Origin of the sequence: Nitrosococcus wardiae (assembly GCF_004421105.1) — a bacterium.
In the GTDB taxonomy this organism is placed as follows: domain Bacteria; phylum Pseudomonadota; class Gammaproteobacteria; order Nitrosococcales; family Nitrosococcaceae; genus Nitrosococcus; species Nitrosococcus wardiae.
On record NZ_CP038033.1, the window covers coordinates 2,031,228 to 2,054,663 of the forward strand.

The 23,436-nt window shown below is 50.7% G+C and carries 15 protein-coding genes and 1 pseudogene; 7 read left to right on the forward strand and 9 right to left on the reverse strand.

Going from position 1 to position 23,436, the window contains the following annotated elements; translation table 11 throughout:
* Position 1 precedes the first annotated feature (1 nt).
* From E3U44_RS09875 to E3U44_RS09900, 6 genes and pseudogenes are all read right to left on the reverse strand, one after another.
* Positions 2-283: a type II toxin-antitoxin system RelE/ParE family toxin gene (locus E3U44_RS09875; protein ID WP_134357970.1), complete on the reverse strand. Its 282-nt coding sequence runs from the start codon at positions 281-283 to the stop codon at positions 2-4.
* Entirely contained in the window at positions 250-1,122 is an 873-nt protein-coding gene (locus E3U44_RS09880; RefSeq protein ID WP_134357971.1) for a hypothetical protein, read from the reverse strand. The genes E3U44_RS09875 and E3U44_RS09880 overlap by 34 nt, the downstream gene beginning before the upstream one ends.
* A 483-nt stretch (positions 1,123-1,605) precedes the next feature.
* Positions 1,606-2,472 (reverse strand): PD-(D/E)XK nuclease family protein, encoded by an 867-nt coding sequence (locus E3U44_RS09885; RefSeq protein ID WP_134357972.1) that lies wholly within the window; start codon positions 2,470-2,472, stop codon positions 1,606-1,608.
* Positions 2,473-2,578: 106 nt separating this feature from the next.
* Entirely contained in the window at positions 2,579-2,899 is a 321-nt protein-coding gene (locus tag E3U44_RS09890) for a hypothetical protein (RefSeq protein WP_134357973.1), read from the reverse strand.
* 77 nt (positions 2,900-2,976) lie between these two features.
* Positions 2,977-4,320 (reverse strand): hypothetical protein, encoded by a 1,344-nt coding sequence (locus E3U44_RS09895; RefSeq protein WP_134357974.1) that lies wholly within the window; start codon positions 4,318-4,320, stop codon positions 2,977-2,979.
* 855 nt (positions 4,321-5,175) lie between these two features.
* Positions 5,176-6,598: pseudogene (locus E3U44_RS09900) on the reverse strand (PhoH family protein).
* 228 nt (positions 6,599-6,826) lie between these two features.
* Between E3U44_RS09900 and metH the strand changes: the two are divergent.
* The 5 genes from metH (at position 6,827) to E3U44_RS09925 (ending at position 15,010) form a co-directional block, all read left to right on the forward strand.
* Complete coding sequence (gene metH, locus E3U44_RS09905; RefSeq protein WP_134357975.1) at positions 6,827-10,522, forward strand: methionine synthase; 3,696 nt, start codon at positions 6,827-6,829, stop codon at positions 10,520-10,522.
* 195 nt (positions 10,523-10,717) lie between these two features.
* The gene (gene icd / locus E3U44_RS09910; protein WP_134357976.1) at positions 10,718-11,986 is read left to right on the forward strand and encodes an NADP-dependent isocitrate dehydrogenase; all 1,269 of its coding nucleotides are present in this window, start codon (positions 10,718-10,720) and stop codon (positions 11,984-11,986) included.
* A 61-nt stretch (positions 11,987-12,047) separates the two neighbouring features.
* Entirely contained in the window at positions 12,048-13,226 is a 1,179-nt protein-coding gene (locus tag E3U44_RS09915) for a class I SAM-dependent methyltransferase (RefSeq protein ID WP_134357977.1), read from the forward strand.
* A gap of 394 nt (positions 13,227-13,620) precedes the next feature.
* Positions 13,621-13,941 (forward strand): hypothetical protein, encoded by a 321-nt coding sequence (locus E3U44_RS09920; protein WP_134357978.1) that lies wholly within the window; start codon positions 13,621-13,623, stop codon positions 13,939-13,941.
* 28 nt (positions 13,942-13,969) lie between these two features.
* Positions 13,970-15,010 carry an endonuclease/exonuclease/phosphatase family protein gene (locus E3U44_RS09925; protein WP_240761367.1) on the forward strand — a complete coding sequence of 347 codons (1,041 nt, stop codon included), beginning with the start codon at positions 13,970-13,972 and terminating at the stop codon, positions 15,008-15,010.
* A 47-nt stretch (positions 15,011-15,057) separates the two neighbouring features.
* On the opposite strand, the gene E3U44_RS09930 is transcribed toward E3U44_RS09925, so the two are convergent.
* The 3 genes from E3U44_RS09930 to E3U44_RS09940 all read right to left on the reverse strand — a co-directional run bounded on the left by E3U44_RS09930 (position 15,058) and on the right by E3U44_RS09940 (position 19,042).
* Positions 15,058-16,215, reverse strand: coding sequence for an AI-2E family transporter (locus E3U44_RS09930; protein ID WP_134357980.1), 1,158 nt, complete (start codon positions 16,213-16,215; stop codon positions 15,058-15,060).
* Positions 16,216-16,404: 189 nt separating this feature from the next.
* The gene (locus E3U44_RS09935; RefSeq protein WP_134357981.1) at positions 16,405-17,595 is read right to left on the reverse strand and encodes a polysaccharide deacetylase family protein; all 1,191 of its coding nucleotides are present in this window, start codon (positions 17,593-17,595) and stop codon (positions 16,405-16,407) included.
* A 46-nt stretch (positions 17,596-17,641) separates the two neighbouring features.
* Positions 17,642-19,042, reverse strand: coding sequence for a DUF4139 domain-containing protein (locus tag E3U44_RS09940; protein WP_240761368.1), 1,401 nt, complete (start codon positions 19,040-19,042; stop codon positions 17,642-17,644).
* A gap of 822 nt (positions 19,043-19,864) precedes the next feature.
* Here E3U44_RS09940 and E3U44_RS09945 point away from each other — a divergent pair.
* A complete protein-coding gene (locus tag E3U44_RS09945; protein WP_134357983.1) occupies positions 19,865-22,126 on the forward strand; it encodes a glycoside hydrolase family 15 protein in 2,262 nt (753 codons plus the stop codon).
* Between the two features lie 8 nt (positions 22,127-22,134).
* Positions 22,135-23,406, forward strand: coding sequence for a glycosyltransferase (locus tag E3U44_RS09950; protein ID WP_240761369.1), 1,272 nt, complete (start codon positions 22,135-22,137; stop codon positions 23,404-23,406).
* Positions 23,407-23,436 lie beyond the last annotated feature (30 nt).

Below are 23,436 nucleotides of genomic sequence, written 5' to 3' on the forward strand. Positions count from 1 at the left end.
ATCACTTACTACGATAGTCGTGGGCTGTCACATCAACAACTTGGACCAAGACTTTTTCCTTTTCAATCTTGTAAATAACTCGGTACTGAAGATTTAAGCGGGATGACCTGCAGCCCTTCCACTCACCACGTAAAGCCTCGTCTCTGAACCCCTTAATTTGGCGTAGCCCAGTGGGACCGCTGATAGTCACGATATCTTTCCATTTCTCATATCTCTTGAGCACATCGTTTGGCAACGACCCGAGACTCTTTACCGCCTTCCTATGCTCGTAGATCTCCCACATATCGTTTTTAGTATATATATGTTATATGGTATGTCAAGCTGCGGCCTTCCCCGGCTGGAGGGCAGTGTTATATGAGATTGCGAAATGCACTGAGTTCTGCTTGCGTCAAGGGAATTGCCGCACTCGGGTTGTGGTAAACAGAAACGTCGGAAAAGTCGAAGCGCTGGCTCGCCAAAAAAATCGCTCAGACCGGCAAACTGCTTGTCTGAGGAAATCCGCTCACACGCTAAACTGACCGAAAACTCATCGTGCTCGACGACCCCAAGCACCTTGGGCAACAGCGAGCGTTCCTGGGCGTATCCATCCTCACAAGGAAAGACTTCCACTGCCACCTCCAAGGCCGGATCGTAGACCACCAAGGATTTGCCCGGAAGCGCTGCGGCGGATTGATCGCGCAAGGCCTTGAGACGATGTTCACTGGTTTTAAGACAATTGCCGTCCACCATCTTGACCCGATAGCCTGGCAACAGGGGCGAACAGGTGGCCTTTAGCGCGTGAATCATCCCACCAAGCTCCATGGCGCTATCCCGCACCAAGGCCGCCGATACCGACGTCTCAAGGCCATTGAGCTTGTTATACACCGACGTTATCGACACGCCTATCGTCTCTCTCCGTGCTTGATAAGCCGCGTTGATGGAAGAAAAGGTTTGAGTGACCACCAAACTCATCAATTCGAATATCGAGGAAAATAACAGCTCTCGCGTATATTGCTTCTCGGTGGCGTTCTCAAAACACGCTTCCAGTTTCTCTTCCGTCAATGCCCTTTCCAGTAAGGCTCTGGCCATCACAGGGAGAGGACTGTGTTCCCTAAATCGGCTTAAAATTGCACTGAATGCCATCGCTGAGCCCACCCTCTTGAAAACAAAAAGGTATTTTGGTGCAATCCGAACGAAAAACCTACCGTTCAAGAAAAAAATGATTAAAAAATTTCTCTACAAGGGCTCCTGAATTGATTAATCCCTCACCTTGAAAGGGTTGATAGGGGAGGGTAAACAAAGGACGCACCGATTACCTTTCGTAAAGAAAGGAGCATGAATAAAATATTACTACGAACTCATATATAACAATATACAAGACCTGACCCCTCTATGCTCCTACAATCTAAAATCGGCACCATCCCGAACGACCCACCGGATGACGCAGGAGGACGGGGACGGCATTTCAAGTCTAGTGAACTGCCATCACAGCCACTGACCCCAAGAGCCACATCCCCATCCTAAATCTAGGCTAACCTTTTTAAAGCTCGCCCGCTACCTGCAAAATCCGATGGTAGACCCTTTTTATGGATAAATGTTACTCTGACCCCAAATATTCCTACGAACTCATAGATAACAACATGCAAGACCTGACCCCTTTGTCCCTCCTGCTGGGGAAACATATAGATCAAACGCAATCGAATTTCCCGAAAGGTTAAAGTCATGCACTAAGCAAGATTTTGCGTATATCCACTGTTTTTCACATGCTTCAGGCTTTTCTATTTCTTCTTGTAACTCGCGAACCTTAGAGTTGAGCTTAGATAAAAACCTGTTTCTCGCGTTGACCAGTGAATTTACCCTATCCTCATTTTCAATAAAGAACTTGTCGTTTTCATTAAATTCCATATCATCACCTTTTAGCTTTTCTATAGTGCGAATGAAGTCTATCAGGTATAAAAGCCACTTTTGCGAAGATGTTGTAGCGTAGCTCCCGAGACGCTCTTTGACTTTTGAAAATAGCTCTTCATAGGTAATACACACAAAACCAAACGATTCCTGCTCTTTTTTTATGCCAAGAACTATTTTCACCACGCTCAACTGACTAGGCTGCGCCCACTTGTCAAGCGATTTACTGTAATCTGCTAGGTCATTTGCAAGATGATGATAGATCTTATTTTCAATGCCAATTAATTGATTATCTGTTTCTATTAAAATATCGAGTCTTCCACCGTTTATTGTATATGCCTCGCGACTTACTTGTACATTGCTTTGTTTTGTTTCGCTTGCCCCAGAAAGATTCAAAAGAGAGGAAAGTATCAAATGACCGAGGCCATGCTCGTTATTCGGATTGAGGAAAAAAGCCAATATATTACTAGCCACATTCTCGTAATGCGGATACCCGGCTATATCAAATATGCTTTCGCTGCTTATCTCCTTTGGCAAAGATTCAAACTCTGCAAGCAATTCAAGATACTCTTCACAAGATGACGGCATACGGTGTCCTTGTGTGGATGCTAACGATTACCTTAACCGGCGCGCCCGCAAACCCGACCCGGCTTTGCCGGCCGGGAGCTTACCCCGCGTCCGGTTGAAGGTTTTGTTATGAGCGGCGACACAACTTGAACTTTGCCTCTCCGGTTGAAATAAGCTGCAGCTTTGGTGGGTGGCCTTTTGGCCATGGGGCAAGCCCTTGTGCAAGCATCCACAGCCCAATCTCGGCATGAATAAGCTCTCTACAGGCCTCGCTCCAGAAGGATTTTTTAGCAACTTTTACCCGGATTGATTTTCCATTCTCCAGTTCGAGAGTTACCGCTTTCCAGCCACGATCAAACTCCCGATCTCGATCCTGAATCGAAAGCTTCACCCCATAACCGGCGCCGGTTGCTGAATATTGACCATTGTTCCAGGCAGTGACTTTCATGTTCTACTCTTCAAGCTCATAATGCCAAAATCACGTGCCGCGCGTCAGCGCGGTCATTGTGCATTTTATTGTTAGAACTATTTCTCACGCGCAAGAGAATTCGTTTGTTCAACTTCGGCCTTTTTCGATTCAGCGATCTGACTTAACTTCGAAGAATACCTGTACCCGTAGACCTTTTCGTATCCACTAAAGAATTCTTTTGAGTCGCGAAATTCCCTAAACAAAGGCCAGTCGTGGTACGAAAATTCATTTATCAATTCACCTTCCTTTCCAAGTTTGTACATAATTTTTTCGGCTTCAGCGTAGTCATCTGTAAGGATAGAATACGCTAACTTGAAATCGTACGTTGTTGCGGACCAATCTTTTTTGTCTAGAATATCTTTGGCTTGTTTTCGTTTATCTACCGCACGAAGTGCTATTGCGTAATTCACAGCGAATATGCGCTCCATTTGATCCGTAGACATCTTTGGAAGCCCCTGACTAAACTCGCTAATTGATATGGCATTACCCCAGTGTTCCATATGCAAATAATTAAATACGATATTACTAAGATGTGAGTCCGCCTTTTCTAGCTCATCCTCCAATGTTTTTCTCCAAAGTGTCTGGCCAAGCATAACGCCAACCTGGGCTACCAACATGCAAGACTGGAACAGGTATTTCTCTCCAATTTCCAACTGGTCGCCTACGTTTATACCCCCTTTCATTTTGCAACCAACTTCTCTACATACGTCCAAATACTGCTTGCTAACTACACCATCACAGTGCGTAAATAGGTTCCTTCGCTGAGATCGCTCGACAAAATATGGCCATTGATCAAATTTTGTGAGCTTTATTGAGAACTTGTTCTCCAGATCCCTGAATTGATCTATATATGATTTTCTCCTAATGGATTCGATTTCCTTGTCTAAAAATGCCTGACGCAACTCATCCATAGACTCGTACTTCAATGCTTCAGACAATGATATTTCTTTATTGATATTTTTATAGAGATCTGGCTTTTTACTATATAAAACAGCTACTAAATCACCAACAAATTTGTCAAATGCTGAGAACAAGCTAATAAAAAGACTCTTTTCCAATGTGGTTACTGGTGATGAGTTATTATGCCTTTCAATATTACGCAGGGTTTTTCTAAGCCCTTTAACCGTTAAAACTCTGATCTTTTCATCTTCTTCGTCTTGAAGCGTTTTTTGATGACTTTCAATCTCGGCCCTGAGTTTTTCTGCGTTATCGTTATAAGCCTCAGCTGCCGCGACAATGTATTCCTTCGCGCAATCCTCAATATCAAGTATTCGGTGAAGAAAAGTGTCTATTACCTCTGTAACCTCGAAACCCTCGGTGAGTTCTGACGAATCCGTTTGATCAGATTCATTCGTTTCAGATTGATCTAGCGATTCTGTATCTTCAACCGCTTTGTTCACTTTACCTTTCCTCTAAGCTGAGATGCGATCGTGGGTCATTCGGGGTTCTAACATTGAGTAGATATAAAAAATCTACTTTGTAACAGAGAATTTTTCTCCGTATGATACTATTTAGTTAATCCAAAATAAATAATTTTATTTTACAATCAGTGCATTATGAGCTAAATCACAATTGGTTGAAAACATGCTATGTAGAATTAAGCAACATTTAATACAGCTTAATTTCTGCATGGCAAAACCCTCTTTTTTAGAGCAGGTCCGCTAAGCCATCCGTCTTTGCCATTTCAGTATACGGACGAAATAGGCGAATCTTTAAATTGGAACTGAGACAAGCGCTTTATCTTCTGTGGTGAGGACAAAAAGATTCCAGTGTTTACCGGTAACCTTAAGCCGGAAAGAGGTTTCCCGATTACAGTAGAAACCAGAAGCAGAGCAGGGCTGATGGCGAGTTTGCTCGACGGCTCAGGAATTGTTATCCCAATGTTATGTAATTTTGTATGGTTATAGTTTCAGTCCAAATAACCACTTGAAGCTTTAAGGGATTGCATTTTTTGGATCAAAGGGGTCTTAAGCTATCAAAATATTCGCACCACCCAGATTTATAGCGTTTCCCGGATAAACGAGATACGAATATCAATTTAGCAAGACCTTAATTTCTCAATCTAACCATATCTCTCCTATAAGGGAAACGCTATACACCCATGTGCTTAAACGGAGGGGAATGCCGTGATCAGCCCCTTGGCTATGCTGTCATACCAATTTAACAAAAGAATGCAATTTATTAAGGTTGTAAGTGTTTGTTTGCATTAGATCTATACAGTGCAAAATTACATGAAATTGGTATCACAATTCAAGCTACAACACGCCCGAAGCAAAATCCGCGAGCCGGGAACGTTCTCCTCGCAGCAGGGTAATATGACCACTGTGTTCCCAGGTTTTAAAATGGTCCACTGCATAGGTCAAACCCGAAGTGGTTTCCGTCAAGTAGGGGGTGTCAATCTGGGCGATATTACCGAGGCAGACAAATTTGGTGCCCGGGCCGGCGCGGGTGATCAAGGTTTTCATTTGCTTGGAAGTAAGATTTTGGGCTTCGTCAATAATAATAAATTTATTGAGAAAGGTTCGCCCACGCATGAAGTTAAGGGAGCGAATTTTAATTCGATTATGAAGCATATCGTTGGTAACGGCTCGGGCCCATTCGCCCCCCATATCGGGTTTAGTCAAGACTTCTAAATTGTCCATAAGGGCGCCCATCCAGGGAGTCATTTTTTCTTCTTCGGTGCCGGGTAAAAAAACCGATGTCCTCGCCAAGGGGCACCGTCACCCGGGTCATGATAATTTCCCGATAAAGTTTGGTCTCCAAGGTCTGGGTGAGTCCGGCGGCGAGGGTGAGCAAGGTCTTGCCCGTACCGGCCATTCCCAGGAGGGTCACGAAGTCCACTTCCGGGTCCAGGAGCAGATTAAGGGCAAAATTCTGCTCCCGGTTACGGGCGGAGATACCCCAGACCGTGTGGTTGGAAGAGCGGTAGTCTTGGACCAACTCAATGATAGCGGTCTCGTCTTCCCGGCGACGGACTAGGGCCTCGAAATTATTTTCGTCTTCCCTATAAAGGCACTGGTTGGGATACCACTCTTTGGCCAGGGGGCCGCTCACTCGGTAAAATGTACGTCCCCCTTCACTCCAAGAATCCATGGCTTCCCCATGGGTTTCCCAGAAATCAGGAGGAAGCTCGAAACTACCTTTATAGAGGAGATCCACGTCGTCTAGCACCTTATCGTTATAATAGTCCTCAGCATGGATACCCAATACGGTGGCCTTGATCCGCAGATTAATATCCTTAGAGACTAAAGTGACCGTGTGATCAGGGTGCACTTCCTGGAGGGCCATGGCGGTACTCAAAATACTATTATCGGGTTTTTGGCCTGGCAGGGCTTCCGGTAGGGAGATGCTCAGTTCCTGGGTCTGGAAAAAAAGGCGTCCACTGGCGTCATTGACTTCCCCGTTGCCGGTGTTGACCGTGGCCGGTAAAGGAAGTCCCTGATTGATATCCTCGGGACGCTCGATTTGCTCTAGGAGATCATCTAAAAAGCGGGTCGCTTGGCGAACATTGCGCGCGACTTCTGATAAGCCTTTCTTGGCTGAATCCAATTCTTCCAGAACAATCATGGGCAAATAAATATCATGTTCTTGGAAGCGGAATATCGCCGTGGGATCATGCATCAGCACATTGGTATCGAGAACGAACAGCCGTTTGTAAACAGAGGACTTTTCACTCATGGGACATCATTACCAATAGGTAAATAAATTAGGAGGGTAGGGCGACTACCGTGGCCTAAGCCGGTGGTGTCGGAATAACCACTTAGGTAAAGCCTGCTAAAATTCATTCATGGAATAGGTCGGTAGGGGATAAATAGGTTCCAATGAATAATAGTTGACTTATTCAGTCAGGAAAGAGAGACTCACAATCTTTTGCTTAAATTGCGGAAATAGGCTCTAGAGATCATTATGTCTTTAAAATCTCCACGTATTGCAGCACTTAAGGACCAACTTGCCAAGCGCATTTTAATGCTAGATGGGGCGCTTGGCACCATGATTCAGAGCTATGAGCTTGTCGAGGAACAATACCGGGGAGAGCGCTTCGCCGATTGGGCCTGCGATCTCAAGGGGAATAATGATCTGTTGGTGCTGACTCAGCCTCAGATCCTCCGGGAAATTTATAGGGATTACCTGGAAGCCGGCGCTGATATTATCGAGACCAACACCTTCAACGCCACCCGGATCGCCATGGCCGATTATCAGATGGAAGCGTTGGTCGTGGAGATTAACCAGGCTGCGGCGCAACTGGCTCGGGAGATGGCCGATGAGATGACGGCAAAGACCCCGGATCGCCCCCGTTTCGTGGCCGGTGTTTTGGGGCCCACTAACCGCACTGCTTCCATTTCCCCCGATGTCAACGACCCCGGATTTCGCAACACCTCTTTCGATGAATTGGTGGAGGCCTATAGGGAGTCGATTCATGGCCTCGTCCAGGGAGGCGTGGATATCCTCCTGATTGAGACCATTTTCGATACCCTCAATGCCAAGGCGGCAGTTTACGCGGTTGAGCAATACTTTGAAGAGCAAGAGGTTCGTCTCCCGATCATGATCTCGGGCACGATTACCGACGCTTCCGGGCGAACCTTGTCGGGCCAGACCACCGAGGCTTTTTGGAATTCCTTGCGCCACGGGGAGCCTTTGGCGTTTGGTCTCAACTGCGCCCTGGGACCCAAGCAGTTGCGGCAGTACGTGGAAGAGCTGTCCGGCTTGGCGGATACCTATGTCTCGGCCCATCCCAATGCTGGGCTGCCCAATGAATTCGGGGGCTACGACGAAACCCCGGAGGAAATGGCCAAGGAAATCGGCGAGTGGGCGCGAGAGGGCTTTTTGAATATTGTGGGGGGATGCTGCGGGACCACCCCCGAGCACATTCGCGTCATCCGGGAAGCGGTGGCAAAGTATCCGCCAAGAAAAATTCCCCAACGCCCAGAAGCTTGCCGGCTTTCCGGCCTGGAGCCGAGCAATATTGATGAGGATTCCCTGTTCGTGAATGTGGGGGAGCGCACCAATATCACTGGTTCGGCCCGTTTTCGCCGCCTCATCAAGGAAGAAGATTATGAAACGGCCCTGGAGGTGGCGCGGCAACAGGTGGAAAATGGTGCCCAGATCATCGATGTCAATATGGACGAGGGCTTATTGGATTCCCAAAAAGCCATGGTCCGTTTCCTGAACCTCATTGCTGCCGAGCCGGATATCTCCCGGGTGCCGATCATGATCGACTCTTCCAAATGGGAGATTATCGAAGCCGGGCTTAAGTGCATTCAAGGGAAAGGGGTAGTGAATTCCATTTCCTTGAAAGAGGGGGAGGAGCCTTTTCTCCAGCAGGCTAAGCAAGTCCGCCGTTATGGAGCGGCGGCGGTGATTATGGCCTTTGATGAGCAGGGACAAGCGGAGACCAAGGAACGTAAGGTTGAGATTTGCGCCCGCGCCTATAAACTGCTGACCGAAAAAGTCGGTTTCCCGGCGGAGGATATTATTTTTGATCCCAACATCTTCGCCGTGGCCACGGGGATTGAGGAACATGATAACTATGCGGTGACCTTCATCGAGGCGACCCGGGAAATCAAGCGGACCTTGGCCCCCGCCTTGGTTTCAGGGGGGGTGTCCAATGTCTCCTTTTCCTTCCGGGGCAATGATACGGTGCGGGAGGCCATTCATGCGGTGTTTCTCTATCATGCCATTCAAGCCGGCATGGATATGGGGATAGTGAACGCCGGGCAGTTGACGGTCTATGATGAGATTCCCTCCGATCTGCGGGAGCGGGTGGAAGATGTCATTCTCAATCGCCGCTCGGACGCCACGGAAAGATTGTTGGACATTGCTGAAAAATACCGGGGCGCCGGGGGCGCTGCCGAGCGCAAGGAGGACCTGGCCTGGCGCGAGTTACCGGTGAATGAACGCCTCGCCCATGCCCTGATCAAGGGCATTACCGATTTTGTGGAAGCGGATACCGAGGAGGCCCGGTTGGCGGCGAAGCGGCCCCTGGATGTGATTGAAGGCCCCCTCATGGACGGCATGAATGTGGTGGGGGATCTGTTTGGCGCTGGCAAGATGTTTTTGCCCCAGGTGGTGAAGTCGGCCCGGGTCATGAAAAAAGCGGTCGCTTATCTGCTGCCCTATATGGAAAAGGAGAAGGAGGCCTACAAAAGCCACGGTAAGGTCGTTTTGGCGACGGTCAAGGGGGATGTCCACGATATCGGTAAAAACATTGTCGCCGTGGTGCTGCAATGTAACGGCTTCGAAGTCATCGACCTGGGGGTAATGGTGCCCTCAGAAAAAATTCTGCAAACGGCTAAGGAACAGTCCTGTGACTTTGTGGGCCTGTCCGGATTGATTACCCCCTCCCTGGATGAAATGGTCCACGTGGCCAAGGAAATGGAGCGCCAGAGCTTTAATGTGCCCTTGCTCATTGGGGGAGCGACCACCTCTAAAATGCACACGGCGGTCAGAATTGAACCTCAATATGCCCAGCCGGTGGTTTATGTGCCTGATGCCTCCCGGGTGGTTGGGATTGCCCAGCGTCTACTCAATCCCACCATCAAAGCGGAATATGCCGCCGAGATCGCAGAAGAATATGGCCAAATGCGGCAGCGGCGGGCGGAACAGCAAACAGAAAGAAGTCATACCCCCCTGGCTCAAGCCCGGGCCAATAAGCTTAAGACGGACTGGGCGGCCTATACCCCCCCGCAACCCACCTTCCTCGGCCTTAAGACCTTTGAGGATTATTCCTTAGAGGAACTGGCCGCCCGCATCGATTGGACGCCTTTTTTCCATGCCTGGGAATTGGCCGGCAAGTATCCCAAGATTTTGGAGGACGAGGTAGTGGGCGAGGAGGCACGGAAACTGTTGGCGGATGCCAAGGCCATGTTGAAGCGGGTGATTGAGGAAAAGTGGCTCCAAGCCCGGGCGGTGATTGGGTTTTTCCCCGCCAATACCGTCAACGATGATGATATTGAGCTTTATAGGGATGAAAGCCGGGGGGAAGTGTTAACCACCCTGCATCATATTCGCCAACAAATGGTCCGCCGGGGGGGGCAGCCCAACTATTGCCTGGCGGATTTTATCGCCCCCAAGGAGACCGGGGTGGCGGACTATCTCGGTGCCTTTGCCGTGACCGCGGGACTGGGGATTGATGAGCGGTTGCAAGAATTTATGGAGCACCATGACGATTACAACAATATTCTGCTCAAAGCCGTCGCCGATCGCCTGGCCGAGGCTTTTGCCGAGCGCATGCATGAGCGGGTGCGCAAGGAATTCTGGCGCTATGCCCCTGATGAGGCGTTTACCAACGAGGAACTGATTAACGAAAATTACCGCGGTATCCGGCCGGCTCCAGGCTACCCGGCTTGCCCCGATCACACCGAAAAAGCCATCCTGTGGCAGCTCATTCAGCCCGATGAAAATGCCGATATTACCTTGACCGAGAGTTATGCCATGGTTCCCACCGCCGCGGTTTCGGGGTGGTACTTTTCCCACCCGGAGGCTCGTTATTTCGGCACCGGCAAGATCCAAAAGGATCAGGTGGAGGATTATGCCCGGCGGAAGGGCATGAGCGTGGAGCAGGTCGAGCGTTGGCTCAGGTCTATTCTGGGCTATGAGCCTTAAGTTTTTTCTGTTGCTCTTCTCCGCTAGCCCCTTAGCCTCTTCGTGCGCACAGCGCACGCTACTGGTCGGCTCGTAGGGGCGTCGCATTTTTCTCAAAATTTTTGCCGAGAGACTGAGGTCTAATTTAAATGGGAAATGCTATAGTAAAGAGCAAACCTAATTTTTCGAGTTGTTGTTATTGAGAAGGAACCCCTAATGGCCTATGACAAGATTTCCCTTCCCTCCGATGGCGAACCCATTACCGTCAAGGAGGACTACAGCCTTGAAGTCCCCGCCCGTCCCCTCATTCCCTTTATAGAAGGGGATGGCATTGGGGTGGACATCACCCCGGTGATGCGCCAGGTGGTGGATGAGGCGGTGGCGAAGGCCTATGGGGGAGAGCGTTCCCTGGCCTGGGCCGAGGTGTATGCAGGGGAGAAGGCCGCGCAAGTGTATGGCGCCGATCAATGGTTGCCGGCGGAGACTTTGGATGTCCTGCGGCAATTCGTGGTGTCTATCAAGGGACCGCTAACCACGCCGGTCGGCAAAGGCATCCGTTCTCTTAATGTGGCGATCCGCCAAACCTTGGATCTTTATGCCTGTATCCGGCCGGTCCGTTATTTTTCGGGCACCCCGAGCCCTCTGGCCGATCCCTCCCGCACCAATATGGTGGTATTTCGGGAAAATACCGAGGACATCTATGCCGGGATCGAGTGGGCGGCCCGTTCGCCGGAGGCGAAGCAGGTCATTGAGTTTTTACAACAACAGATGGGGGTGGAAAAAATCCGTTTCCCGGAAAGCTCCGGCATTGGGGTTAAGCCGGTGTCCCAGGAAGGTTCTCAACGCCTGATCCGCAAAGCCCTGCAATACGCCATTGATAATGATCGCCGTTCGGTAACCCTGGTGCATAAGGGGAACATCATGAAGTTTACCGAAGGCGCCTTCTGTGACTGGGGTTATGCCTTGGCCCAGGAAGAGTTTGGCGCCCGGCCCATTGATGGGGGGCCCTGGTGTGAATTCACTAACCCTAAAAGCGGCGGCAAAATTATTGTCAAAGACGCGATTGCCGATAATTTTCTCCAACAGATCCTGCTCCGCCCCGAGGAATATGATGTCATTGCGACCCTGAATCTTAATGGAGATTACATTTCCGATGCCTTAGCGGCCCAAGTGGGGGGGATTGGCATGGCGCCGGGAGCGAACATGGGGGATAGGGTCGCCGTGTTTGAGGCCACCCACGGGACGGCCCCCAAGTATGCCGGTCAGGATCGGGTCAATCCCAGCAGCATTATCCTTTCCGGGGAAATGATGTTGCGTTATCTCGGCTGGAATGAAGCGGCGGATCTCATCATCCAAGGGATTTCGGGGGCTATCGCCGCCAAGAGGGTGACTTACGATCTAGCCCGATTGATGGAAGGCGCCACCCAAGTACCCTGTTCTGGATTTGGGAAGGCGATTATCGAGCATATGGCCGTTTCCGGTTAGTTAACCTCCCTATTCCGGCGGAGACATCTGGCCTCAGCTGCCGCAATAAAGAGGGATCCGGATGGAAAATATCGACCCGATAGAACAGGATTTGCGGGCCGAAGTAGATACCCTGTGCCGGGATGAGCGCTTCAGGCAGGCCCTTTGGCGTCACTATCGGCGGCCAGAAAATGGGATTATTGGGATGGGGCTCAATACGACTCTCCATCCCAATGACCAGATGCTCCTTCATTCACTGCGGCATCATCGGGATTCCAACGCGGCCCTGAGCCAGTATTACAATGTGGCTTTGCAGCAGCATTTTGCCGCGCAACAGCTCCTGCAAACGTTCTTTCCAAACCCAGGAGCTGATTTTGCCTTTCTGGATTTCGCTTGTGGCTTCGGTCGGCTGGTCAGGTTTCTAACCCTGAGTTTGCCCAACGCTAATGTTTGGGTCGCGGAAATACAAAAAGACGCCCTTGCCTTTGTTACTCAACAATTCAACGTCCAAGCAGTGGAGTCCAGTGCTGACCCGGAGCAGTTTCAAGCCGGCAGACAGTTTGATTTCATCTGGGTGGCCTCCCTTTTTTCACACCTGCCTCCCGATTTGTTCCAGCGGTGGCTGCAGCGGCTACTCGCTTTGCTAACCCCCCAGGGAATGCTATGTTTTAGTGTCCATGATCAGGCGCTCCTCCCCCCTGGATTGAGTCTGCCAGCGGAGGGTATTCTGTTTAACTCTCATAGCGAAAATAGCCAATTGGATCCTAAGATCTATGGCACCACCTTTGTTAGTGAGCACTTTGTGGGACAAGCCCTCCACAAAGCAAATGGTGGGGGTCATCCCTATTTTCGTATTCCCAAGGGCTTGGCTCACGAGCAGGATATCTATGTGGTTCCCAAGTCTCAGGATCGGGACCTGTCAGGATTGCAAGCATTCCGGCGCGGCCCTTGGGGTTGGGTGGATGAGCGGCGAATTTTGGAGTCCGGCGAGTTATCTCTGCGAGGTTGGGCAGCCTCTCTGGATGATGGGGTATTGCCTGCCGTCGAGATCAAGGTCAACGAAAACCTTTATCTATGCCCTACCGGACTTCAGCGGGACGATGTCCGCAAGGTCTTTGGGGATGACCGTCTAGGCCCAGTCGGCTGGGAGTTTAAGCGCCCCCTGGACCGTAAGGTCCGGGAAGTCTGGGTGGAGGTTACCGCAAGGACTGCCGCCAACGAAAGGGCTTTGCTCTACACGGGAAGGCTTGTTCGAGCCTAAGCGGGTTAAACGGCTAGCCTGGATAATTCATGAGATCACCACACAGGCACTAAGAGCACAAAAAAGTTAAATAGATTAAAATAAGTTGCTTCGTTAGCAATGAGCCTATCCATCAATTTCTTCCAACTGACTGAGATTCCCTCACCTTCGTGCCCTTTGTGTCTTGATGGTGAAAAATTCAGGCTAGAGAGGAGCCCAGATCCAGGTCTTGAGGGGCACGGTAAATTCACCTAATAATCAGGGACATCATAGGCTATTATTATTATTGTTAGGACGGTGACCTCTGAATCTGGCGCAGTTGATGGGGGACAACCCAGATAACGTGTTCCGGATTTGGGAAGCCATTACCGAGCATAGGTAGCGCTGTGGATAAAAAATCCAGAGGAGGTTCGAAATGATGCGCTCAAGATGGATGACGGTTTTACCTCTTCTTTGGGTAACGATGGGGACAAGTACTGCCGTAGAGGCGCAAGGACTCAATCCAGACCCAGCTCAAAATGATCCTCTGGATGGACAAGTGACTATCAGGGAACAAGACGCTGGAGTATCCCGCATAGATTACACTCGATGCGTAAAGTTTTGTGCAAGTACTTTTGAGGCGGCTTCTCTGGAGCGAAACACCTGTATTGCTGGATGCAGCAGGATTGACAGCTCTTTTCAGGAAGAGGGCATTTTGTTAGGCCCTTCCTCAGAAGATTCTTTCTTAGAAGATTAAAGAGATTGGGGTTTTTATAAAAATTCTATTGATTACAGCTGCTCTTGGGCTGAGCGTAGCCACCTTTTTGCCTTTGCTCCGACATGAGGCATGGTGGATACGGGCCTTTGATTTTCCTCGATTGCAAATTTTGGCTCTTGGCTTAGTGGTGCTTTTGGTCTTTTCCTTCTTCTGGGATGTACAGAATGTTTTTGAAGGTATGGTTCTTGCTGTCCTTGCTGGGGCTCTTCTCTTACAGAGCTATAAAATATTTCCCTACACCCCTTTAGCGGCTAAACAAGTCCGCAATGCCCGTGCTGAGACCTCTGGCAACATTATTTCCTTATTAATTGCCAATGTGTTGATGAGCAATCGTGATGCTCAGCGCTTTCTGACTATAGCGCGGGAGGCTGGCGCCGATATGGTGCTTGCGCTGGAGCCTGATCAACGGTGGGAGTCGCAATTGCGGGAATTGGAAATTGAATACCCTTATACAGTGAAAAAACCTTTGGGTAATCGCTATGGAATATTGCTATATTCCAAATTGGAACTCGTGGCTCCCGAGATAAAGTTTTTGATCAAAGAAGAGATTCCTTCTATCCATACGCAGGTGAGACTGGCTTCTGGTCAGCTGGTTCGATTGCATTGTCTCCACCCGGAACCGCCCGCTCCCACGGAAGCTGAATTTTCCACTGAAAGGGATGCAGAATTACTTATTGTGGGCAAAGAAGTAAAAGGCAGCCATCAACCGGTTATCGTAGCCGGCGATCTCAACGATGTTGCTTGGTCCTATACCACCACGCTTTTTCAAAAGACAAGCGGGCTACTCGATCCCCGTATCGGTCGCGGAATGTTCAATTCTTATAATGCTAGGAATCTCTTCATGCGTTGGCCTCTTGACCACATTTTCCATTCAGAGGATTTTTTTCTGGTTACAATGACCCGGATGCCAGATTTCGGGTCGGATCATTTTCCTATTTACATCACACTTAGCCTTGAACCTGAAGCTGCAGGGCTACAGGAGCTGCCTGAGGAACCGGAGCCTCAAGAAAGAGAATTGATAGAAGAGAAGATCCAAAAAGTGGAGTAATGAGAATTGCCCTACTGCTTGTCCTCAGATCCCTTCAGGAGTACTCTTTAATCCTCACTTGAGCGTTTTCCCATTAGCTCGCCGAGAGGCGCTAGATTCTCCACATGATCGCAGCAGACCTTGATAATAATCAGAAGGGGGGTGGCTACAATGAGTCCGATAGGTCCCCACAGCCAGCCCCAGAATAGTAGGCCGATGAATACCACTACCGCATTGATGCTGGAGGTGCGGCTAATAAGCCAGGGAGTAAGCCAATAGCCTTGGATGCTGGTAATGAGGAGCGTGGCGGCGCCTACCGCAAGCCCCATAATGATCGTGCCAAATTGCACTAGAGCCACTATTGTGGTAGCAGCGAACACCAGCAATGGTCCGATGTAGGGTATCGTGCTAGCCACCCCAGCAATGAGTCCCCACAGCGCTGCTTGCTCCAATCCAATCCATAGGAGTGCTCCCCAAGTGCCTAACCCTACAAAAATGCCTGAGAGCACGAGTACAACTAAATGGCGGCGGATCTGCATGTTAATGTCGTCGAGGATCTGCACCGTAATTTTCTTTTTGGAGAGGGTGGGACCAGTGATTTTCACCAGCTTGCGTTTGTAGGTATCACCAGAGATCAAGAACAGGAGCACCAGTATAACCACCGTGGCCAGCTGCCCCAAAAAAGCGAGGACCCCCAGCGAGCCCCACCAGACATACTCCCCAAGCTTGATGCCGGGTTCTACTATTTCTACTTTCACCACTCCCGGCCTGCTAGGCGCACCCATGCCATCTGCTGCCTTAGTGGCCTTTTCAATTTCCTCAGCAGCTTCTTGCGCTTTTTCAATGACTCCTTCCTCGCCGGGGCTGGAGGATTCGACGTGAAGGGAGGAGCGCAGTGTTTGCACCGCACGGGGGATTTTATCCATGAGCAGTAATGCCTGGTCCCGAAGAGTATAGCTACTGTAGCCCACCAGCCCCATGAACAGCGCTACCAGCAGTATTGCCCCTAGCCAACGGGGTATTTTTAGCCGCTCTAGAGCACTGACGACAGGATCTAAAGAATAGCTCACTAATATACTGAACACTAGCGGTATCAGCACTGCCTGCATCCAGTCCAACATTAGGAGCGTGGCAAATAGGGCCAGCACTACCAGCGCTGCGTTACGGATATCAATGGGGCCAACCACCGCAAAGGGAGATGGCTTTGACTCTGGGGCTAAGGGCATTGCGTGAATCCTTGTTTCTATAGGATGAGGCCTTTCATAATTTCATGGGCTTAGAATTTGTATAAATTTATAGTGTTTTCCCGTGCCGCTTGCTCGCTTTCTTGAAGCGATTAAGGTTTTTATAAGAATGAATAGACGGAAAGTCTATTCTTAATTTCATGTTTGACGAAAACTGGAAAACTCGGATCTTTATTTTGCCTGGAATTTTCCCATTACCGTGTTAAGCTGAGTCCAAGCGGCATCCAAATCTTGGTGGGCACGATGAGTCCAAGCCTCGCCCCAGTAAAAGTGGCAACTGGTTTCCGAGCGTAGCAAGTGCCACTCAGCCTCATTGAGCAATTGGGCTATTTCCGGATCCTGTGCTTGAGCGTCAGCTTGTTTTTGCTTTAGTCCATGGAGGGTCGCACTGGTCTCTGCGACTCGTTTAAGCGCCTCCTTTTGGAACTCAGAACCCGTCCATTGGACAAAATTAATTCCTGAGTGGTCGCCGGTATTCCAGGCTGCGGTCTTCACCTTAACTCGGCCCTTGGCACCGTATTTATCCAGGTAATCATGAATAAAAATGGGACGGAGGAAGGCATTCTCCCGGCGGGCCTTGGTCAATAGCTCCTGATAAAATATTCCCCAGAAGTTACCTTCTTTTGAAGTATTGCGGAACCAGCCGCCGTTGTCCCCATCACTACAGGTGGTGACCAAAGGCGGGAAGTCACACCCTTGGGTCCGATGGTAGAGTTCGTTAAGGAACCAGTCAAACTCCATTCCAGCTTCCTGGGCATCGGAGAGTTCCCGATCCCGAACCACGACAATGATTTCTTCACCCCCATACTCGGCAATATGGGGGCGGTAGCGGAGATCCTGCCAACTCATCTCCTCTAAAGGCTCCACATGGAGGCTGTCTACTAGGACATAACGGAACCCATGTTTTTTCAGCAGGGGAATCAATTCCATGGTAAAGGCCATCTCCGGCGGCCAAAAGCCAATGAATTGAGTTCGATTAAAAAGGAACTGTCCGATACCGAGCCAACGCCTGATATGCTCTTCCCGATCCGAGTCGGGAATCAGGGGAAGGGCTGGGTGATAGTAAGCATTGCCCAGGATCTCAAATAGGGCGGTATTCTGTAGATACCACAGCAAGTCACCGCATTTGACAATCCCATACACGCGTTGTTGAAAGTCAGGATTAGCGAGCGTCTCAAGGAGCGTGCCCGATAAGGCCAGATGAACCCGCGCCACGTCTTCATAACTCCAAAGGGCGCGGGGTATCCGGTCCAAGGTATAGAGGATTTCTTTAGCCTCCCAGGGGTTGCGCTCCAGCAAGTATTCCAGATTGCCTGCTGGCTGGTGTAAGTTTAAGATCAGGGCGTGGTGGATGATGCTCATGGTGCAGATTTCCCCAATTAGATATTCAGTACCCCATGGTTTAGGACTAGATTCGGGTTTGGAAACTCACGGTGAGGGTGACTTGCCCCTCTGCCGGGACAGGCAGTTGCCAGAGCGCAGTATTGGCCGTTTCCCGTTGGTGGGGGTGGCTTTCGGTCAGAATATGCCAGTCGCCAGGGATAAATTCGGCGACCTTCACCAGAACCGATTCCTTTTTGGCATTACGAAGCAAAATTTCAAAGGAGGCTTCAAAGGAGTCGGAATCCAGTTTGCGGTACTTGGTCCGCCGTTTTTCCCCAGTAATGTCAAAAGCCTGTCCTAGTTTTAGTCTGGCGGAGTCGTTTTTGGCGACGTGATTAATCCGATCCTCCCCGACAAATTGGGTGTTGCCCTTGGAATCTTGCTTATAGACTCGGATGACCCCCGCTGGCAAAGGGAGACCCAGCCCCGTTTTTTCAGTGTTATCGAAATGGAGGTAGACCATGACCGGGGGCTTTAAGAGGGAGGAGGCCTGGGAATGGCCGTAGTAGAGATGGGGCGTATGGCTGCGGAGTTCATAGTGTTTATGAACGGTGACGTCCTGGGTGCTTAACAAAGCGACCTGTTTAGTCTGATTATTTTTGATGGTTGTGGTGCGTTCCAAACTGTATAGATGGTAGTCCAGCAAAGCCTCTTCTTGTATGGGGGGAGCCTCAGCAAGTGCCAGGGCCTCTCGCGCTTGGCGCTTGGCGTAGTCAGCTACCGGAGTAACCCGATGGACACTGCCCGCCACCAATTGCAGCTGGGCATCCTGGTAAGAAGTCCCGGAACGGTTAATGAGAGTCACCCAACCATTTAGATCAAAGCGATCTTCGGTCTGATTGAGTTTAGCCACGTAATCGGCTTTCCAACTCAGGCCACTGGTAAGATAGCTCAGCTCAAGCTCCTGCTTTCCTGCCATTGCGGTATGGAGTTGCAAAATCAGGGAGGGGCGCTCTCGCAGGTCTTGGGGAATATCCTGGTAGACCAGGCGGGAGGGGGAAATCCCCGTCTCAATGCGGTCCCCGAAGCGTAAGACTACCCCTTGGTTGGCGGCGAGCAGGGTCGCCTGTTCAATGGTTTCCTCTCCAGTAGTGGGGTGGCGGTAAATAACGCCCACTTCATGCCCCACATGTTTTTGAATCAAAGTTTGTGCGGTTAGCAAATCAAATTCATAGTTTTGCTCAATAATAGAGAAACCCTGGGGTTGAGAGAGATTGCGGAGAAGGGCGGTCTCAGGTTGGATGTTGGCGCTTACGTCCATGAAAGCCAACATATTATGCCCTTTTTTTAAGGCTACCCGACGCTGATCTTTTATCAAGGCCAAGTCATTGTTGTAGATAGTCAGCGCCACCCTTTTTTGATCGGCATCGGTGGTGCGCGTCTCTTCCTGGCTCCAAACGATAGGGCTTGAGAATAGAATCGCCAAAGCAAAGGCTCCTATAGGAATCGATCTTGGCATCGGCGTAGTCATTTCTTTAATGAGGAGATAGGATTACCCGGCCAGTATAGACCACTCTGCCTGTCCATAGGCAGCCCCCCATCGCCATTGAGCTACTTGCTAAATTGTAGGGGATAAGTACCTATGAATAAGATATGAGGTGTTTTAAGAGCGAGCTGGTGGTGTTCCGCCAACCCGTTTTTCCTCCCTGAAAAAAGGGTTGGCGGAACACCACCAGCTCGACCCAGGAATACCTCAAAACTTTTACTAAGATACTTAATGTCTGTGATTAAGGGGTTCCTTTCTCATCCTTGTCTCTGATAAGGTTGATGGGGGCAAGCCCCTATGCATAGATTTTCTAGAATAAGGGCACAGAGATATAAGTACCACCACCTTATAAAAGCCCTGGTAATCGGCATCAGACTTTGTCTTCTTATTCCCTCCCCCTTGATGGGGGAGGGTTAGGGTGGGGGTGATGTAATAGGGACCTTAAGTAAGTTCGGGAATCCGATGATCTGCCCCATTTTGACATATCGGTTGCAGAATTATTGGCGCACGAAACTTGAATCTCAGTCAAGTTTTAGTGCCTAGCCGCAAGTGGACAAGAACATCGATTTGACCGGTATCGCTCGCTTGGTCTGGGATCCGGACTGCCCGTGAACGGGAGCCCTAGCTTGTTAGGCCCTCCCGGCTTGACTAGATTCCGCTTTAAATCCTCAGTCTCCTGTGCTATCTCCTAGAGTGTTAATGTAACGCAGAAGCATGGAAACCAGGATCCGAATAACAGCACGGTTATAACACTCCAATAGTATGTGGCTCAGATGGTTCCCCTGGAAGTTTTTTATTGGACGCTTAGCAAGGGCTCACGGACTGCTTGATCCCGTACAAGTCCTGGCGCGTCTGGAGAGCTTTGCCCAGCCCTCCGAGGTCAAAGAGCCCTTAGAGCTACTTCGCGCTGGTGTGGTTTTCCACGCCCGTGGCCTTCTCAATGCTGCCACTATTCAGCACAACTTGGATTGGATCTGGCCCTTTTGGGTGGAACGGCAATTCGATCCCAAGGATGAGGCATTCATTCCCAGGGCTTTTTCCATTACCCACATCAACCTCACCCATCGGAACTGGACAGCCGTTGGAATTCCCGATGTTACGGAGCTGCCCATCGTCGATCCTCGGGGGCTGGTTACTCCATTTTGGGATAGTTGGTCTTTGGATAGCTGGGTGATTAGTGAGGACGGCCGTTGGTTGGTTCCCTCGCGGCTCGAGACAGTCACCCACTACTTGGCCCTTGAGGAGGGGGAAGCGGTGGTGACCGAAAGCACTACCCAGGGGTTGCAACTCCTTTCCCGGGTTCACGTTGTTATGGAAGAGGGTATTCCCACCTGTCAGGTACATCTGACGGCCCGTGCTGATGCCAAGGCCTGGCTGGCGGTTAGCTTGCGTCCTTATAACCCGGAAGGGGTGAGTCTGGTGCATCAGATTCATTTAAGCGAGGATGCCATGGGGTGGGAACTGGACCACCACCGGCGAGTGCGCTTCAGCCAGCCAATGGAGCGGACTCAATTTTCCGACTATCGCTCGGGTGACGTTCATACTCTACTTCCAGCCGGAGCTGATGCTCGTCAGGTCTACTGCAATGTGGGCATGGCGACTGCGGCGGCGCTATTTTCCATCGAACCAGAGCAGTCCAGGGAGCTTTTTGTGGGTGTTCCTCTCGCTGAAAAAGTGCAGCAGGGGGTAAATTCAGGAGATTCAGGCGCTGCACTGTGGCGGCACAATCTTCAAGCGTGCACCAAGCTAGAATTGCCTGAGCGCCAATTCCAATTTCTTTACGATGCGGCGGTGCGGACCCTTATTCTCCATTCGCCGACGGAGGTCTATCCGGGACCCTATACCTACAAGCGCTTTTGGTTTCGCGATGCCGCCTTTATCCTTCATGCCCTCCTTTGTGGGGGACTAAAAGATCGAGTGGAGCGGACTTTAGATACCTTCCCGTCGCGGCAAACCCAGGGGGGCTTTTTCCATTCCCAGGAAGGGGAATGGGACTCGAACGGTGAAGCCCTCTGGATTTTTAAGCGTTTCTGCCAGTTGACAGGTCGTTCCCCTAAACAGGCGTGGCGGCGGGCGATTCTTCATGGCGGACGCTGGCTTGTACGGAAGCGCTTGTCCGAGCAGTTGGAGGCGCCCCATGCCGGATTGTTGCCAGCGGGGTTTAGCGCCGAGCACCTGGGGCCTAACGACTATTACTATTGGGATGATTTTTGGGGTGTGGCGGGGCTGAGAGCCGCAGCAGGGCTGCTAGAGTCCTACGGCGACGAAAAACATGCCCGTGAGTTCCGTCTTGAAGCGGACCGTTTCATGGCGGCCATTGAAAAGAGCCTGGCGGCGATAAAACCGGGTCTCGGTCATCCAGGAATGCCGGCTTCCCCCTATCGCCGAATGGATGCGGGGGCCATTGGTTCCTTGGCTGTGGGTTATCCTCTTCAGTTGTGTCCAGCCACTGATCCCCCATTGCTGGCAACCGCCTCTTATCTCATTGAGAACTGCTTTGTTGGGGGGGGCTTCTTTCAAGACATGATCCACTCAGGGATCAATCCTTATCTTACTTTACATATTGCCCAGGTCCTGCTGCGAGCAGGAGATCCCCGGGCGTTGGAGCTGATGCAGGCAGTGGCAGGGCTGGCTTCTCCCACGGGCCAGTGGCCAGAAGCGATACATCCACGGACCGGGGGTGGCTGCATGGGCGATGGACACCACGTGTGGGCAGCGGCAGAGTGGGTGCTCATGATGAGGAACTGTTTTGTTCGAGAAGAAGAGGATCGCCTGATTCTGGCTTCTGGTATACCCGCTAGGTGGCTTGAGGGGGGAGAGCTTATCTCTTATGGGCCGGCACCGACACCATTTGGGGATATCACTGTTTCCCTGCGGCCAGAGGGGGAGAACGTGGTGGTTTATTGGCAAGGGCAATGGCGCCAAGAGCCACCACGGATAGAGGTCCGCTTGCCGGGCCTTGCTCCCTTGCATCCCCCGGAAGGCAAAGACCAGGTTACGGCAAAGGGAGTCATGCCCTTGTGAAAATTTGCATGCTGACCAATACCTTTACGCCCCATGTTGGCGGAGTGGCCCGCAGTGTATCGAACTTTACGGCCGAATACCGTCGCCTTGGTCATCAGGTGCTGGTGGTGGCCCCCCTGTTCGAGGGGACCCCTTTGCAGGAGCAGGACGTGATCCGAATTCCCGCCATTCAACATTTCCGGGGAAGCGATTTTTCGGTCCCTTTGCCGGTGCCCGGGAAGCTTGCGGCTGCGCTTAAACAATTTGCACCTGATGTGCTCCACTCCCACCATCCGTTTCTATTAGGCGATACGGCCCTCCGTATTGGGGCTGCTCAAAACCTCCCTGTAATTTTTACTTACCATACCATGTATGAGCAGTATACTCATTATGTTCCGGCTGATTCCTCCCGGCTCAAGCGCTTCGCCATTGATCTAGCTAGTGGTTACTGCAACCTTTGCGATGGAGTCATTGTCCCCAGCGACAGTATTGCAAGGATACTCCGGCAACGGGGCGTGAAGGTGCCGATGGAGGTAATTCCTACTGGTGTGGAGGTGGAATACTTTGTCCGCGGAGATGGTCAGGATTTCCGGCGCGCCAAGGGCATTCCTGCTGACGCTTTTCTCGTCGGCCATATTGGCAGGTTAGCCCCGGAAAAAAATTTGGACTTCCTCTCCAATGCTGTCGCTCAGTTTCTGTTGGAGAATGAGAAGGCTCGTTTTTTAGTGGCGGGTGACGGGCCTTCAGCAGCAGAGATCAAGCGCCTGTTTGAGTCCCTGGGCCTCGGTAGACGTCTGGATTTCATGGGTATCTTGCAAGGGAGCGATCTTGTAAATGCTTACCACGCCATGGATGTATTCGTATTCGCTTCCCAGAGCGAAACCCAAGGTTTGGTGCTCGCCGAGGCGATGGCCGCGAGCACGCCAGTGGTCGCTCTTGATGCCCCTGGGGTACGTGAAGTGGTCATCGATCATCGAAATGGACGCTTGCTGTTCCAGGAAGATCCCAAGGAGTTTGCCGTGGCTCTATCCTGGATGTGCTCTCTTACTCCAGCCAAACGCCGAAACTTTGAAGGGGCGGCTCGGGAAACGGCTAATCATTTTTCTATGACCAGATGCGCCCACCGAGCCCTCAAATTTTATAATGCCATGCAAGCCAAGGTGCCGTCTCTCAAACCCATCGAAAGAAGTCGTTGGGCTATTGCCAGGCACCGTATCGAGACTGAGTGGGAAATTCTGAGGAATATCGCGGCAGCAGTCAGTGATTCGGTTCGGACTCCCTCAGGAAACAATTCTACATAGGTGAGCGGCTAAATTAAGATAAAGGCCGGC

Coding starts and splice junctions, on each gene's coding strand:
- E3U44_RS09875 (WP_134357970.1), bottom strand. CDS start 283: ATGTGGGAGATCTACGAGCATAGGAAGGCGGTAAAGAGTCTCGGGTCG.
- E3U44_RS09880 (WP_134357971.1), bottom strand. CDS start 1,122: ATGGCATTCAGTGCAATTTTAAGCCGATTTAGGGAACACAGTCCTCTC.
- E3U44_RS09885 (WP_134357972.1), bottom strand. CDS start 2,472: ATGCCGTCATCTTGTGAAGAGTATCTTGAATTGCTTGCAGAGTTTGAA.
- E3U44_RS09890 (WP_134357973.1), bottom strand. CDS start 2,899: ATGAAAGTCACTGCCTGGAACAATGGTCAATATTCAGCAACCGGCGCC.
- metH (WP_134357975.1), top strand. CDS start 6,827: ATGTCTTTAAAATCTCCACGTATTGCAGCACTTAAGGACCAACTTGCC.
- icd (WP_134357976.1), top strand. CDS start 10,718: ATGGCCTATGACAAGATTTCCCTTCCCTCCGATGGCGAACCCATTACC.
- E3U44_RS09915 (WP_134357977.1), top strand. CDS start 12,048: ATGGAAAATATCGACCCGATAGAACAGGATTTGCGGGCCGAAGTAGAT.
- E3U44_RS09920 (WP_134357978.1), top strand. CDS start 13,621: ATGATGCGCTCAAGATGGATGACGGTTTTACCTCTTCTTTGGGTAACG.
- E3U44_RS09930 (WP_134357980.1), bottom strand. CDS start 16,215: ATGCCCTTAGCCCCAGAGTCAAAGCCATCTCCCTTTGCGGTGGTTGGC.
- E3U44_RS09935 (WP_134357981.1), bottom strand. CDS start 17,595: ATGAGCATCATCCACCACGCCCTGATCTTAAACTTACACCAGCCAGCA.
- E3U44_RS09945 (WP_134357983.1), top strand. CDS start 19,865: ATGTGGCTCAGATGGTTCCCCTGGAAGTTTTTTATTGGACGCTTAGCA.
- E3U44_RS09950 (WP_240761369.1), top strand. CDS start 22,135: ATGCTGACCAATACCTTTACGCCCCATGTTGGCGGAGTGGCCCGCAGT.